We start from the raw sequence: 14,353 nt of genomic DNA, 5'->3' as shown, positions 1-14,353 counted from the left end.
CTGCCCCCTATCTATGTGTCTTTTCTATTATCCGTTCAGCCTTTATCGGACCTCAATCACAAAAGGGACAACGAGCACTTCGCCCTTCAGTTGAAATTGTCCCCATAGCTTATAAGTACCGGCAGCCGGGAATTCAGCATGAAACATTACGCTGCCAGAGCTGCTCATCCCTTCCACCGCGTGCACATGAACATATTGCTGCGCCGTCTCATCCAATATGACGCAATGTCCGCCCGTTCCAAGGTACGGCTCCAATTCAATCGGCCCGCCTGTATCCGCATCGCGATAAGAGAACACAAGCATCGCCATTTCTCCGCTTCGCAGCTCCTTGAAGCCAGGATACACAGACAACTCGAACTCCACTTGCCCCACCGTCTCCACGTAACTCTCGCTTACAGCCAAGTCCAATATAGAGGGAGGCACTCCTTCCCCTCTAACCCATTGCTTATGAACCGTAATTCCTTTTCGGTCTGGAATAAATTCGGCTGCTAACAGGAAATCTCCTCCATACGAAAGATCAAGCTCTGTACGGAAGGTCCCTTCCCCTTCGTAATCGGGATGCACATGCGAGAAAAACTGAAGATCCCTGCTCACCACGATGAGATGCATCAGCTTGGTCATATCCTCTGAAAAGTCCATTACTCGCTCCCCGCTCGGATTCAGCACCTGCAGCAGCATCACTTGCTCCCCTGTCCCTTTCTCCTCCACGTCGTATACCAGGACGGAATAGCTTTGATCCGAGGGATTGGCGGCCATTGACCCTTTCTGAAGATATGGCAATAGCCCCTTTGACGGAGGCTCATAATCCTTGTTGTACATAGGAGGCGCTGAACAGCCCAATAGCAGGATGACGGCGCACAAGAAACAAATCATCATGCTGCTTGCCCTCTTATGCATAGCTGACGCTCCTCGGCGAAGATATGGCCAGCAGGCTTACCGCGATGGAAGCCAGCATCGCTTGCACAATAGCTCCTGTCCACAGCTCGACCTCCCAGCCGATGCCTGCCGTCATATGCATCCAGAGGAAGTAAAGACTCCAGAGCATCAAAGGAACAGCGCCAGCCACCACACGGTAGCTCCATGTGCGCTCATAAGGACGAAGCCAGCGGTACAGCAAATCGCCCGCAATGCCCGCAGCTCCTGCAATCAGAATAACGGGATAATGCCTGAAGCCGTCCAGCGAGCTGTTGAGCGTGGTAGTTATGACAAGAAACAGGGTCATCGTTCCGATGGGCACGATCCACCGCTTCATAAGCAGGAACAACGGGATCATGAACAACAGCGTGTTAATCAGAATGTAGCTTAATCCTCTATGCTCATTATTGATGGCAATCAGCCAAAGCCCATACTCATTCTGCAGCCATTCAATACTTTTGGCGGAGGGCAGATTATAATGAAACATCCATGTATACATCAGGAAAAACCCTGCGGCAGCAGCAGCCAGCGTAATAGACAGAAACGGGGGAAAGAACAAGCGCCATCCGATCCTGCGAGCCCCTTGCTCGCTCACGGCTGCCTGATACGGGGCGGACAGCAGCAGAAGCGAACCGACAAGCAGCAGCAAATGTGAAGGGCTGAGCAGCGCCGCCGTATCCTTCTCGATGCCGAAGATCGTATGCCAGACCATGTCGGCCAACCCTCCGCATAGAAAAATCGCCACTCCGCATAACCCTGCGCCATAGCCTCTCGGAATACAGCTCATCCACGTTCCCCCGCTCCGCAACCGATTGCGGTATACAATGCCGGACATCCAGCATGCAGAGGCGATGAAACCTGAATACAAGATGGCATGCCATGGTGTGAAGAAGGTCTCCAGCACATCATGGCGATGAGCATAACCATCCACAAAGATCCCGAGCAGCAGCCATGTTCCAAGCAGAATCGTCATATAGTGCTGTACAAGCGTCGCTTCTGCCCGCATAACGGTGTGCCCGTGTGAATTCTCGTGCTTCTGTTCCATTCCTTATCCTCCCGCTCTCATCACCAGCACAGTCTCCACCTTTTCGTCTTTTAGTACAAATTCCAGCACGATGCCATTCTCCTTATCGTAATATCCAAAGAAATGAAGCTCATCCTGCGTCCGTTCTGTATAGTGCGCGCCATATTGCTCCTTAATGCGGTCACGGTTATCGCCAATGCCAATCCCTTCCGCTGTCTTGCCGTCTTGCTTAATCGAATAGCCCTGCAGCTTGCCCTTATAAAAGAAGTACTCATACCCCTCATATTCCAGTACATCTCCGCCTTTGTTAGTTGTCCCTTCAAAGACTGGCTTGCCCAGCTGCTCCCGGATCTCTGTCTGCGTCATATCCCATCCCGATAAACCGCCCTTCTCAGCACTAAGATCGGTGCTTTCCGCATTCGCATAAACCTCGGCCAGCTCAAAAGCCTCACCGCCGCCGCTGCATGCCCCAAGCAGTATGGTGAAAGCCAGTACAATCATCCACCATTTGTTCCTCATAGACGTTCCCCTCCATCCTTTCTCTGTATTAGCCCCATAGCCAGGAAAAGGTTCGATATGGATTGCAAATAATGGAAGCAAGCACGCCAAGAAAAGAGCTGCCGCAGGGATCGTTTCCGATCCGCCGCGGCAGCTCTACGGTAAGACATTGGATTTCTTTCTCAGCTACGCAGTTTTCAGTGCAAATTTCTTGAATCGGAGCAGCGCCACGCCAAGCCCCGCAAGTCCGAACGCGAACAGGATCAGCAGCGTCCAGCCGATGCCGCCAATATCCATGCCGCGAATCATGACGTCCTGCATGCCCTTCTGCGCCCAATATTGCGGCGTGAACAGGCCAATCGTCTGAACCGCCTTCGGAAGAAATTCGTACGGGAACCACAGCCCGCCGACAATGGCTCCGCCCATAGCGATAACTTGAACCATCGCAATCCCCATGTTCTCGCTGCTGACGAGCAAAGCCAGCATGAGTCCGATGCCCGTCGCGCATACGGCAAGTCCCAGCACAATCAAGGCAATGGCCAGTGGATGGCCAAGCTGAAGGCCATAGACAAGCTGGCCGAAGGTAAGCAGCACCGTCGATTGGACGAGGACGACAAGCACATTCGGCACCCACATCCCGACGAGATAATGAATCGGCTTCATCGGCGTGCCTTGCAGCCTGGACAGCATGCCCGAGCGGCGGTCCTTCAGCAGATTCTGAATCATATTAATCATGATGAAGAATACGAACATCACGGTATAGCCCGGAACGATCTGCGTGACAGCATTCGTTTTCGTCGCGTTCTCCTTCACCTCTTTGATCGAGATGGCAGGCTGCATAATCGCATCGATCGCTTCCTCATTCTGTCCCATGCCTGCAAGTATGCCGCGCAGCTTGTAGTCATGGTAGCTTGCAGACACGCTATCCAGCAATGCCAAGACCGGCGCAACCGCCTCATCGGCCACTGTATCCCGGTACAGCTCAATCTCCGCAGATTGCCCCGCCTCGACCTGCTGCCCGTAGCCAGCAGGCACCACAAGCAGATAACTGCGGGAGCCGTCCTTAATTTCTTTGACGCCCTCCTCCAGCGAGCCCCCTTCATAGGCCTCCAGCGCAAAACCTTTGATCTCCCCGAGTCTCTCCAGGAACTGTCCCGAAGCCGCCGAGCCGTCCGCATCATAATACGGAACCTTGTATGTGGTGCTGCTCCCCGCGCTTCCGAAGATGGAGGAGAAGATCACTATAAACAATACCGGGAGCGCGAACAGCCAGAAGAAAGCTCCTTTATCCTTTAGTGTAAGCAAGATTTCCTTGCGTATAATCGTTGCGATCATTTCGATTCATCCTTCCGTTTTCTCATATAGGCATTCTGATGCCCTCTATACCGCACGCCCTCCGCTTCGTTAATCTCGAAGCGTTGTTCCCGTCAGCTTCAGGAATACGCTGTCCAGCGTTGGCTGCATCAGCTCCAGCGCCTTGACCGTCACGCCTTCGCGTGCCCACTTGGCCGACAGCGCCGACAGAACTGACAGCGGATGATCACATTCCAGCACCCAGCCCTTGCCTTCTTGCGTCGCTTTCACAATGCCGTCCACAACGGGAGGCTCCGACACACCGGCAGCTTCCGCATATACCGCCTTCACCGCATGAAGCTCCAACAGCTCTCTTAGACCGCCTTGAGAAACAATCCGTCCATGATCAATAATGGCTACTTCATCGCAAAGGGCTTCAACTTCCTCCATGTAGTGCGTGGAGTAAAGGATCGTCACGCCGTCACGCTGCAGCTTCCGGATCATCTCGAAAATATGGTTCCGCGACTGGGGATCGATCCCGACCGTCGGCTCATCCATAATGACCAGCTTGGGCCGGTGAAGCAGCGCAGCCGCTATATTAATGCGCCGCTTCATGCCCCCTGAATAAGAAGCGACTTCATCGCCCGCCCGTTCCGTCAAGCCGACCGCTTCGAGCACTTCTGCAATGCGCTTCTTCAGCTCCGTCCCGCGAATACCGTGCATGCGTCCGAAGAAGGTCAAATTCTGCTTGCCGCTCAGCTTCTCGTAAAGCGTAATATCCTGGGGCACATATCCGATCAATTGGTGAATGGCTGAAAGCTCCTTGCGGATATTAAGCCCGAACACCTCGATATGGCCTTGATCCGGGTCAATGATGCCGGTCAGCAGCTTCATCATCGTAGACTTCCCCGCCCCATTGGGCCCGAGCAGTCCGAAGCAGCTGCCTGGCTTGACCGTCAGATCGACTCCCTTCAGCGCCTGATGGCTGCCATAACTCTTCTTCGCTCCTCTAACTTGCAGTACATCTGTCATCTCTATTTTCTCCCTCTCTTGTTCGCCGTTATCGTTACCTGTAGTATGCAAGCTTCCATACCTTCCCGCCACAGATTCGGGATAACCTGCAGCTATCCGTGCATCAAATGCTTAAATCGGTGACTGTCTTTCGCAGGGTCCAGCCGACCATTGTGACGTATCCCACTTTGTCATACACCAAAAAGAGGCTGGCTATTGTCATTCACAATGACAATAGCCAGCCTCTATCTCTATCTCTCCGCCTATCCTCTTTCCACAGATTTAGCCTATTCGACGCTAACCGCCACGACTCCGCCAATCCCCTTGATCGCATCTACCATTTCCTTCGGCTCAATCGATCGCGGCACCATCAGATCCAGCTGCACCTCCAGGCATTGCGGAGCGTCAAGCGTGGCTTGCAGCCGTTTCAGCGTCAGCTTCTGGGTCACAATGGACCAGCTCGCCAGCTTTTCCGATACCCTATCAAGCAGCTCCTCTTCTTCCGCCTGAATGGTCAGCTTCCTGACCTTCTTGCTTTTCAGAAAACGATGCTCCATCTTGTTGAACACCCATAATGTGATGAATACGAGCACCGTACCTGCTGCAGCGCCGACATAAAAACCCGCTCCAATCTGCAGCCCGATCGCTGCGACCACCCATAAGGACGCCGCTGTCGTCAGCCCCGTAATGGCTTTTCCAGTGAACAGAATCGTGCCTGCTCCGAGAAAGCCGACCCCGGTAATGACCGCTGTCGCCAGCCGCGCGGGATCAATTCGCACATTAGGCTCGCCGACAAATTCAGCAAAGCCATAGATGGACAGCAGCATAATCATCGAAGAGCCCAGGCAGACCAGGATATGCGTACGAAATCCGGCCGGATGGTTGTGCTGCTCCCGCTCGAAGCCAATGAGGCCGCCGAGCAGGACGGCCAGCACCAGACGAACCAGTATTACCGTATAGTCAATGACCCATGGATTGTAGGAGGCGTTCATTGAAGGATCGGAACCATAAGCCGCTTACGGTTGCGGAATATTGCCCATTCCCGATAGCCGATGTCGTACAAGTGCCGGCCAACCGCTTCAAAATGCTCGCCTACCCGCTCCGGCTCATGAGCATCGGAGCCGAACGTCACCTTAACGCCGTGATGGAGCGCCCGCTCCAGGAAGTACCCGTCCGGCACCCAATTATCGTCAGAGGAATTGATTTCGATGACGACATCGCTATCGGCGATAGCCTTCAGCGTAATGTCGGCAGCCTCCGTGCGCAGCTCCGGGTAACCGTAGAAGTAACGATTCAACGAATCGACATGGCCCAAAATATCATATAACCCGCATTTGGCAGACTGGGCGATAAAGTCATAGAATAGATTTTTCACTTCCAGCTTGCGTACTGAGGTCAAGCCCTCCCAGAACTCCGAATCGTAGATGCCAATGCCGGCAAACTCATGTACGGAGCCAATGACGTAATCAAAAGGATACGTTGCGATAACCGAACGATATAAGTCCAGATGCTCCGGCAGGAAGTCCGCCTCGATGCCAAGCAGCACCTCAATTTTCCCCTCGTATTCTTCCTTCAGCTGGAGCACTTCTTTGATATAAGCGGGAAATTCGCTCCTCGCCATGCTTCCGCTCAAGGACGGGCGATCCTCCTTGGAGGCGAAGAAAGGCGTATGGTCCGAAATGCCGATCATAGCCATCCCCTGTCCAATAGCCGCTTCTATATATTCTCTAACCGAACCGACCGCGTGCCCGCAGCGTTCATGATGCGTATGAAAATCAAACTTCATAAGTTACCTCCGATAAATATGTGATGAATGATGGATCCATTTCGGCTAGCCCTTAGAGCCGGATATAACAATGCCTTGAATGAAATATTTTTGGGCAAAAAAGAACAGGATCAATAGCGGCAATATCGCAATAAGCGAAGCTGCCATCAGCAGATGCCATGGCGTAGCGCCATAGGCCGCCGTAAAATTGGCAAGACCAAGCGAAATCGGATATTTGGTCATGTCGTCCAAATAAATAAGCGGACCGAACAGATCATTCCATCGCGATATCAGCTCCAGAATCGCTGCCGTTGCAAAGGCCGGCATAGACAGCGGGATCATAATGCGGAAGTACATCGTGAAATGGCTTCCCCCGTCAATCTTGACCGCCTCATCCAGCTCCTTCGAGATGCCGAGATAAAACTGGCGCATCAGGAAGATGGTAAAGGCGCTTGCAGTAAAAGCCGGAATGACAAGCGGCAAATATGTTCCTGTCCACCCGAGCTTGGTGAACAGCAAATATTGCGGAATCAACGTCACCTGGGACGGAATCATCATCGTGCTGAGCACAAGCCCGAATAGAAGCAGGCTGCCGCGCGCCCGCAGCCGTGCGAATGCGAATGCTGCCATGGAGGACGTGAAGACTACCGCCGCTACCGTTACAGCCGAATACCACATCGAGTTCCAGAGGAACCGGGCGAGTGGGGCATCGATAAAGATCTGCTTGTAATTGCTCCACTGAATTTCCGACGGAATCCAGGTCATCGGCACGCGGTGAATCTCGCCAATCGTCTTCAGGGACGTGGACAGCATCCAGAACAGCGGGAACGCGAACAAGAGCACGCCGCCATAAAGTAGCACATAAATGACGATTTTCTGAATCGGACGCAGCTCGCCGAATCGGCCGGATGTTGAAGCTTTCATCATAATGGCGCCTCCTTCACTTCGAGTCGTATTCATAATGGACGAATTTTTTGGAGCCCCATAGCGATACGAGCGTCAGCGCGAAGATGAGCAGGAACAATATCCACGCCTGCGCGGAGGCGTATCCCATCCGGAATTGCTTGAAGGCCGTATCGAACAGATAATACACGTAGAAATAGGAGTTCCAGTCCGGACCTCCCTTAGTAATCACGTAGGCTTCCGTAAAGATCTGCAGCGATCCAATCATGCTGATAATGGTATTGAACAAGATTACAGGCGAAATAAGCGGCACTGTAATTTTGCGGAATTTCACAAAGGCGCTTGCTCCTTCCAAGGAAGCCGCCTCATATAGATCCTTAGGCAGCGACTGCAAGGCTGCAAGGAAAATGACCATTGTGCTGCCCGATGCCGTCAATTGCATGAGCACCATTGAAGGCACGACCGTATCCGGGCTCGTGAACCAGCCCGGCCCCTGAATGCCGAACCAGTCGTACAGGACGGAGTTGACGACGCCGAACTGCGGATTAAGCAGCCAGGACCACAGGAACGATACGGCTACCCCGGATATGATGCTAGGCGCATAATAAAGCGTGCGAAGCAGCGATTGCCCTTTAATCTTATTGTTCAGCAGCGTTGCAATGATCAAGGAAGTGACAACCGTAAAGGGCACGGCCATTACACTGTAATACAGCGTCACCGATAACGATTTGTAGAACAGCCGGTCGCCGAAGAGCGTGCTGTAATTGCTAATGCCCGCAAATTTCGGAGACGAGATGACATTGTATTCGGTAAAGCTGAGCAGCAGCGAAGCGAGAATCGGTCCTCCGGTGAAGCATATAAACCCGATAAACCACGGGGCTATAAAAACCCAGAACGACCGCTCCTCGCGTTTCATCGCCAGCGAAAGCTTTCTCATAAGCTACCTCCATTGGCCTAGACGGACACCCTCCTAGTGCCAGGCGTCCGTCTGGCCATCATGTAATTCAAGCTCTGGCTGCTAGTGGTCCAATTTCAGCGACAGGAGGTTATCGTTCAGCACATTCAAACCGTCGGTGACGCTCCGCTTGCCGCCCCACACCTGATAGAGCGACTGGTTCATCGTCTCCAGAATCGTGTTGAATTGGACGATCAGATGATTCTCCGCCTCGCGTCCATACTTGATCGAGCCTTCGTGAACTTGCTTGAACGCCTCGGGATTCATGCCGATCTCCGCACCCATCTTCTCATACCACAGCTTGAACAAGCTGGAGTCTGCCGGCGTTCTGCCCACATCATTCATATAGCGGTAAGCGCCCCCGCCCTCAGCCGGATCCGCCAAGTGACGGACGAACTCCCAAGCCTCATCAGGATGCTTGCTCGTTGCCGAGATGCTCCACGGATCGACGAACAGCGTGACCTTGCGTCCCTCATGATAAGGAACCGCCGCTACGCCCCAATTGAATTCCGCTTGCTTGTAGGAGCCAAGGCCCCAGCCGCCGGTAATGTACATGCCGACCTTGCCGGTCAGGAACGGATCGCCCAGCTGCGAGGATGCCGCTACCGTCTCCGCATCCGGAGCCACCTTGTATTTGTTGATCAAATCCACATTGAACTGCAAAGCCTCGATATTAATCGGCTTCATCAGATCAGGCTCGCCCATCACGCCGGTTGTATACGCTTCCGGTTTGAACAAGTCTCCGCCGAACATCCATGTCATCGCATTGGCGCTCAGAGCGCTGGAGAAGCCGAATACTTGCTTGCGCGCATCGCCTACGTCATGGGACAGCTTCTGAGCGGTCTCCAGCATGGCGTCGAAGTTCCAGGATTGATCATCCCAGTCGGTTGTAGGATAGGGCAGACCGGCTGCATCGAATAAGTCCTTGTTGTAGTAGAGATAGGTGGCATTGCTTACGAGCGGGATGCCGTAGTTTTTGCCGTCGATTTTGTAGATATTGAGCAAATTCGGGTCCATTGTCTTGAGCTCAGGAGCGCCATTCTCGATATATGGCGTCAGATCCTTCAGTGCGCCCATCTTCATGTAAGTCGCAAATCCGCTGTCCGCCTGATTCGGATTCCACACATCCGGCGCTTTGCCGCTGGAGATCAAGGTGGTCAGCTTCTGATCGAATTGATCGTAGGGAATATTCTCAAGCCGAACCTTCACATTGGGATGGCTCTCCTCAAAGCTGGCAATAACTGCATCCTGCCATGCTTTCTTGTCCGGATCTGCGGCCATTACCCATACGATTTCGACCTTCTCTCCGCCTGTATTTTTCTCTCCGCCGTTGCTGCCTTCGTTCGTATTAGCCGAATTGCCGCAAGCGGACAGCACTGCGGATACCGCAAACATTAGAAGCACACTCATCAGAAACATGCGTTTTGTTAATGGATTTTTCATGACACCCTCCGATTTGTTTTTTTGAACCCATCTTCACAACATGTCAAACCAACGAACCCCAAACTTTCAACGATCCTCACCATCTCTAGCTGCTGCATCACCCACTGTTGTTATGGCTTGTTGCCTATCAATATAGCATGTGATAGTATGAATTATCTGCACACATCTTATCTACTTCGTTATTTTTCAACATATCTTCTATTGAATTAAAGGATGGATATTATGTATAAAGGTGGCAGGCCCATGTCCGAGACCAACTTCTATGCCGCTTCCCACTTCGATATCAGCCGTGAACGGAAAGAAAATACGAGCATGCCAAGCCGCCATTACCACAACGGATATGAGATTTTTTATCTGGTGTCGGGAGATATCAGCTACTTCATTGAAGACAAGAGCTATCAGGTTGTTGGAGGCGCTTTGCTGATTATCAACGAGAACGAGATTCATAAGCTGGTCAATTCCAGCAAGGAATCATTCGAGCGGATTACGCTCCTTTTTCAAGAGGAATTTCTTGAGGATATGTTTCCATACAATGACAGCTTTCATGTGCTGTCCAGCTTCTCCAGCGGCAAAAACTTCATGCCTCTGAACGGGCAAGAGCAAAGCATGATCGAGAAGCTCTTCGACAAAATGATTGCCGAATTCACCAAGCAGCCCCCCGGGTATGAATATTATTTGAAGACGCTGCTGTTCGAGCTGCTCATATTCATCCACCGCAAGACGGCCACCTTGCCCGCAGCCGAGCATCACGGAAACAATCCGATGAACCGCAAAATATTCGAAATCGTCGATTACTTAAACCAGCATTATCATGAAGCCCAGACGATCCAGAGCATTTCCAGCCGCTTCTATATCAGCTCCTCCTATTTCTGCAAGATGTTTCGGGAGAATACAGGGTTTACGTTCACGGAATATCTCAACAATGTGCGGATTAAGGAAGCGCGCCAGCTCCTGACGGGAAGCACGCTGAAGGTAGCCGATATCGCGGAGAAGGTCGGCTTTGAGAGCATGACGCATTTTGGGCGCATCTTTAAGGAGATTACCGGCTTCTCGCCGCTGAAGTACCGTCAAGCCAATAAACCCGATCTTGATTGACAATCTATAATGGGATGTTCCGGCGAAAATGAAAAGATGGCGGTGCCAGGTTTTTATACCTGCACCGCCATCTTGGAGACAGCTTATTTTTGCTGGGACTGCTTTCTTTCCGCGTCATGCTTCATGGCTTAACGTTCCTTTTGGACGGATGCATTGAGCGCTTCGGCTTGTTTCGTGAAGTAGTAGCGGAAGCCGAGCCAGAAGATAGAGTATGTTACGATAAACATCAGGCAGCCGAGAATAATAGGCAGCGGCGCCGGCGGAATCCAGCCCACCCCTATTGCAATCGGGAAAAACAATGCGATCGACATCATGAAATGAATGACCAGCTGCTTCAGCGGACTCCAGCGGTCGTATTCGAATATAAATGATGCCGCGCCAAAATATGCGCCCATGAACATGCTCCCCAGCAGATTCCACCACAAGATTTTGGCAGGAACGACTGCATCCTTCATCATCAGGCCTGTCAGCACAGCCAGCAAAATAATGGCCGAGCAGCCGAAGCCCAGCATAACCCGTTTGAAAATTTCACTCGCCATCTTTGCTATCCCCCCATATGAGCTTCTGCTTAAGCTGTGCCACGTAAGATCGTGATACATACTCTTTGCTGCCCGTCTTGAAGTGGACGCACAGGTTGCCGTTAAAGGATAGCTCAAACCGTGCTATCTGCTCTACATTGCCGATAACTGACTTGGAGAAGCGCATAAATTGATGCGGAATAAGCAAATCTTCAATCTCGTAGAGCTTCATCTTCAGCTCAATGCTTTGCCGGTTCATCGAGGCGTATACTTTGCGATTCTCAGCGTATACGTAATCGATATCGCTCGGCTCCAGCAGAACCGAGCGTTCATCTTGAACGCCGACGAGCCTCTTGGTCATCGGGCTTTTGATCCGCTTCACAAGCTCCGAGATTTCCTCCGTCCAATCCTTCGCCTGTATCGTGACTACTGTCTCATCGTATTGATCCTTGATGTCGATCTGAACCTTAATCGCCGTTCCCCCCTGTCTAAACCGAGCTGTTATGTATATCCTAAATTCTATCATTTTGGCTATAGCTTGAGTATCGATTAAGCACGAATTGTTTCACATTGTACATAAAAAATCACCTTTCGCAAGGTGATTTCCACTGCTTCTATCCTCAGAATTCACCTTCGGCAAGCAGCGCCCGCTGCGCTTTGGTCAAGCTTTTTGCCACCAAATCATAAGAATGGTCAATCATCGACTTCACTTCATCCGATGGAACGGTTCCGTCTATCGTAACGGTATTCCAATGCTTCTTGTTCAAGTGGTACCCCGGCTTGACCGCTTCATGCTCCAGCCTCAGCAGCTCCGCCATATGCGGCTCGCACTTCAGCGATATATTCACGATTCCATCGTTTACGCCGATCAGAGCAAACATCTTGCCGCCAACCTTCATCACTAGCGGGTCCGGTCCAAAAGGATAATCCTCCTTCGCCCCTCGATGCTCCATACAATATTGCGCCCACTCTTCCCTGGATAACATGCAATCCCTCCTACAACTCGCCCTGTCCGCAGGCATACCAAAAAAGAGTATGCGCCGCCTTGTCCGGCACCTACTCTCTTTGTACAACAGATTCCAGCCTATTACAACTATTATCGCTGATTACTGCGCCTTAACTGCCGGTGCATTCTTCTGAATGAGCGAGATTTGACCGGCATGAATGCCGGTATGGTACATCAATCGGCCAATGGCTTCAATCGGAGCAGACGGCCCCATTGGAGATTCCACCGGCTCATGCCATTTCTCCTCCTGCAGCTCTTTCATCGCTGTGATCAGGAAAGCGTTAGACGCCTCCAGCAATTCGACCAGCTCGCATAGATTCGAGAATATCGGCTTCTCGCCGCCGCCCCGAGGTCCCCGGCTTGTCATAACCTCAAGGTCCCCCGGCATCTTCCGGCCAAAAAACCACTCGGCGAACATATACTCCACTTCCGCATTATGCCGGAGCATATAGCCGATGGACGCTGGTCCGATCGCCAGGCTCAAGTCTTCCTCAGCCAGTCCCTTCACCATTTTATGAAATCGGCTTTGAATCGCTTCCCATACCGGAAGCACTGTCGCAATTGTCGACATCCATTCCCTCCTGAACGCTGTTAAGATATAGTGTTATTGCGGCTTCACCTACTTCTTTCCGGACTGCTGATGACCGTCACGCGCGACATGCACGAACTGCTCGCCCGCCAGATCAATATCGAAGGCTTGACCGAAGCCCGCAACATAACGTCCTTCCGACAGAGTCAGCTCGAACAGGGAGAAGTCCAGACCGCGCAGCATGCCGATCATGTTTTTGCCGAACCGCTCGCTGAACTTCGCGAAGATCTCCTCCGGCTCAGTTTCACCCAGATTAACGGCGCGTCCGACGAACCGGGCGCGCTGGCGCGCGAACAGATTAGCCGTATGACTCTCATCCTCGATGAGCATGACGTCCACGCTCGGATTCTCCTCCATATAGCGGTAATGGTTGGCAATGCGGCTGATGTAGATGTAAAGCTTGCCTTCATGCTTGATGAATGGCGCGTACGAAATAAATGGAACGCCATCAGCACTGATCGTGCTCAGCATGACCGTCTTCAAGCTGTCGGTGAACTGCAGATACTGCTCTTTCACGGCGTCAATATCCAATGCTTTCAATGGGATCCCTGCTTTCCTCTTGGATTTTTCTTAAAATATGAATGCGCGGAGCCTCGTCCTGTCCCTGTCTCTGTATATCCGTCTCGACTCCGTAGACGCTGCGGATCAACTCCATCGTAAACACTTCCTGCGGCTTTCCGTATACGCATGTCTGGCCATCCTTCAGTACGCATACTTTATCGCTGTAGACGCTGGCATGATTCAGATCATGCAGCACCATGACCACGGTCAGATTAAGCTCTTTGTTCAGCTTGCGCACCAGCTCCAGCACTTCCAGCTGATGTCCGATATCGAGATAAGTGGTTGGCTCATCAAGCAGCAGCACCTTGGGACGCTGGGCAAGCGCCATCGCCAGCCACGCGCGCTGCGCTTCCCCGCCTGACAGGGAGACAACAAGCCGCTCCCGGTACGCATGCATGCCGGTATGATGCAGCGCCCACTCTACAATCTCCCGGTCTTCCCCGCCAAGCCGCTCATACCATTTCTTATGCGGCAATCTCCCGTAACTGACCAGCTCCTCCACCGTCATGTCGGAGGGACTGCTGTTCGATTGGCATAACATGCACATCATCTGGGCCAATTGCTTCGAACTAAGCGCGGCGAGCTCTCGATCGGCAATGCAGACCTTTCCTGACTGGCAGGGAATAACTCGCGTAATGGCCTTCAGAATCGTTGATTTTCCCGATCCATTGGGGCCAATAATCGAGACGACTTCCCCCTCCTTTACATCAAGGGAGAAATCTCTGACGACCGTACGATCCGCATAACCGATTTGCAACGAGTGTACATGAAGCATGC

The 14,353-nt window shown here is 52.1% G+C and carries 17 protein-coding genes; 1 reads left to right on the top strand and 16 read right to left on the bottom strand.

Features of this window, described 5'->3' with window-relative positions:
* Window positions 1-42: 42 nt before the first annotated feature.
* From D3P09_RS23325 to D3P09_RS23280, 10 genes are all read right to left on the bottom strand, one after another.
* On the bottom strand, window positions 43-897 hold the full coding sequence (locus D3P09_RS23325) for a hypothetical protein (RefSeq protein ID WP_120113841.1): 855 nt from the start codon (window positions 895-897) through the stop codon (window positions 43-45).
* Entirely contained in the window at window positions 890-1,960 is a 1,071-nt protein-coding gene (locus D3P09_RS23320; RefSeq protein WP_120113840.1) for a hypothetical protein, read from the bottom strand. Before D3P09_RS23320 ends, D3P09_RS23325 begins: the two co-directional genes overlap by 8 nt.
* Window positions 1,961-1,963: 3 nt before the next feature.
* Complete coding sequence (locus tag D3P09_RS23315; RefSeq protein ID WP_120113839.1) at window positions 1,964-2,458, bottom strand: hypothetical protein; 495 nt, start codon at window positions 2,456-2,458, stop codon at window positions 1,964-1,966.
* Window positions 2,459-2,623: 165 nt separating this feature from the next.
* On the bottom strand, window positions 2,624-3,772 hold the full coding sequence (locus D3P09_RS23310; RefSeq protein ID WP_120113838.1) for an ABC transporter permease: 1,149 nt from the start codon (window positions 3,770-3,772) through the stop codon (window positions 2,624-2,626).
* A 69-nt stretch (window positions 3,773-3,841) separates the two neighbouring features.
* Window positions 3,842-4,762, bottom strand: coding sequence for an ABC transporter ATP-binding protein (locus D3P09_RS23305; RefSeq protein WP_120113837.1), 921 nt, complete (start codon window positions 4,760-4,762; stop codon window positions 3,842-3,844).
* A 266-nt stretch (window positions 4,763-5,028) separates the two neighbouring features.
* Window positions 5,029-5,733 (bottom strand): MgtC/SapB family protein, encoded by a 705-nt coding sequence (locus D3P09_RS23300; protein ID WP_120113836.1) that lies wholly within the window; start codon window positions 5,731-5,733, stop codon window positions 5,029-5,031.
* The gene (locus tag D3P09_RS23295; protein WP_120113835.1) at window positions 5,730-6,527 is read right to left on the bottom strand and encodes a histidinol-phosphatase; all 798 of its coding nucleotides are present in this window, start codon (window positions 6,525-6,527) and stop codon (window positions 5,730-5,732) included. Before D3P09_RS23295 ends, D3P09_RS23300 begins: the two co-directional genes overlap by 4 nt.
* 45 nt (window positions 6,528-6,572) lie before the next feature.
* Window positions 6,573-7,433: a carbohydrate ABC transporter permease gene (locus tag D3P09_RS23290; protein WP_120113834.1), complete on the bottom strand. Its 861-nt coding sequence runs from the start codon at window positions 7,431-7,433 to the stop codon at window positions 6,573-6,575.
* Between the two features lie 13 nt (window positions 7,434-7,446).
* A complete protein-coding gene (locus tag D3P09_RS23285) occupies window positions 7,447-8,346 on the bottom strand; it encodes a carbohydrate ABC transporter permease (protein WP_120113833.1) in 900 nt (299 codons plus the stop codon).
* Between the two features lie 81 nt (window positions 8,347-8,427).
* Entirely contained in the window at window positions 8,428-9,807 is a 1,380-nt protein-coding gene (locus D3P09_RS23280) for an ABC transporter substrate-binding protein (protein WP_120113832.1), read from the bottom strand.
* 243 nt (window positions 9,808-10,050) lie between these two features.
* Here D3P09_RS23280 and D3P09_RS23275 point away from each other — a divergent pair, with 243 nt between their 5' ends.
* Complete coding sequence (locus D3P09_RS23275) at window positions 10,051-10,902, top strand: AraC family transcriptional regulator (protein WP_165867560.1); 852 nt, start codon at window positions 10,051-10,053, stop codon at window positions 10,900-10,902.
* A gap of 128 nt (window positions 10,903-11,030) precedes the next feature.
* On the opposite strand, the gene D3P09_RS23270 is transcribed toward D3P09_RS23275, so the two are convergent.
* The 6 genes from D3P09_RS23270 to D3P09_RS23245 form a co-directional block, all read right to left on the bottom strand.
* Entirely contained in the window at window positions 11,031-11,441 is a 411-nt protein-coding gene (locus D3P09_RS23270; RefSeq protein ID WP_165867559.1) for a DUF3021 domain-containing protein, read from the bottom strand.
* Window positions 11,431-11,946, bottom strand: coding sequence for a LytTR family DNA-binding domain-containing protein (locus tag D3P09_RS23265; protein ID WP_243644421.1), 516 nt, complete (start codon window positions 11,944-11,946; stop codon window positions 11,431-11,433). Before D3P09_RS23265 ends, D3P09_RS23270 begins: the two co-directional genes overlap by 11 nt.
* 94 nt (window positions 11,947-12,040) lie before the next feature.
* The gene (locus D3P09_RS23260; RefSeq protein ID WP_120113829.1) at window positions 12,041-12,406 is read right to left on the bottom strand and encodes an MmcQ/YjbR family DNA-binding protein; all 366 of its coding nucleotides are present in this window, start codon (window positions 12,404-12,406) and stop codon (window positions 12,041-12,043) included.
* Window positions 12,407-12,526: 120 nt separating this feature from the next.
* On the bottom strand, window positions 12,527-12,997 hold the full coding sequence (locus D3P09_RS23255; RefSeq protein WP_120113828.1) for a DinB family protein: 471 nt from the start codon (window positions 12,995-12,997) through the stop codon (window positions 12,527-12,529).
* A 48-nt stretch (window positions 12,998-13,045) separates the two neighbouring features.
* On the bottom strand, window positions 13,046-13,555 hold the full coding sequence (locus D3P09_RS23250) for a HugZ family pyridoxamine 5'-phosphate oxidase (protein WP_120113827.1): 510 nt from the start codon (window positions 13,553-13,555) through the stop codon (window positions 13,046-13,048).
* Window positions 13,536-14,351 carry an ABC transporter ATP-binding protein gene (locus D3P09_RS23245; RefSeq protein ID WP_120113826.1) on the bottom strand — a complete coding sequence of 272 codons (816 nt, stop codon included), beginning with the start codon at window positions 14,349-14,351 and terminating at the stop codon, window positions 13,536-13,538. Before D3P09_RS23245 ends, D3P09_RS23250 begins: the two co-directional genes overlap by 20 nt.
* Between the last annotated feature and the right edge of the window lie 2 nt (window positions 14,352-14,353).

Origin of the sequence: Paenibacillus pinisoli, assembly GCF_003605435.1 — a bacterium.
GTDB classification, from domain to species: Bacteria; Bacillota; Bacilli; order Paenibacillales; family Paenibacillaceae; genus Pristimantibacillus; species Pristimantibacillus pinisoli.
Note: the sequence above shows the minus strand (reverse complement) of the source record. Positions and strands in the feature narration are given on the sequence as shown.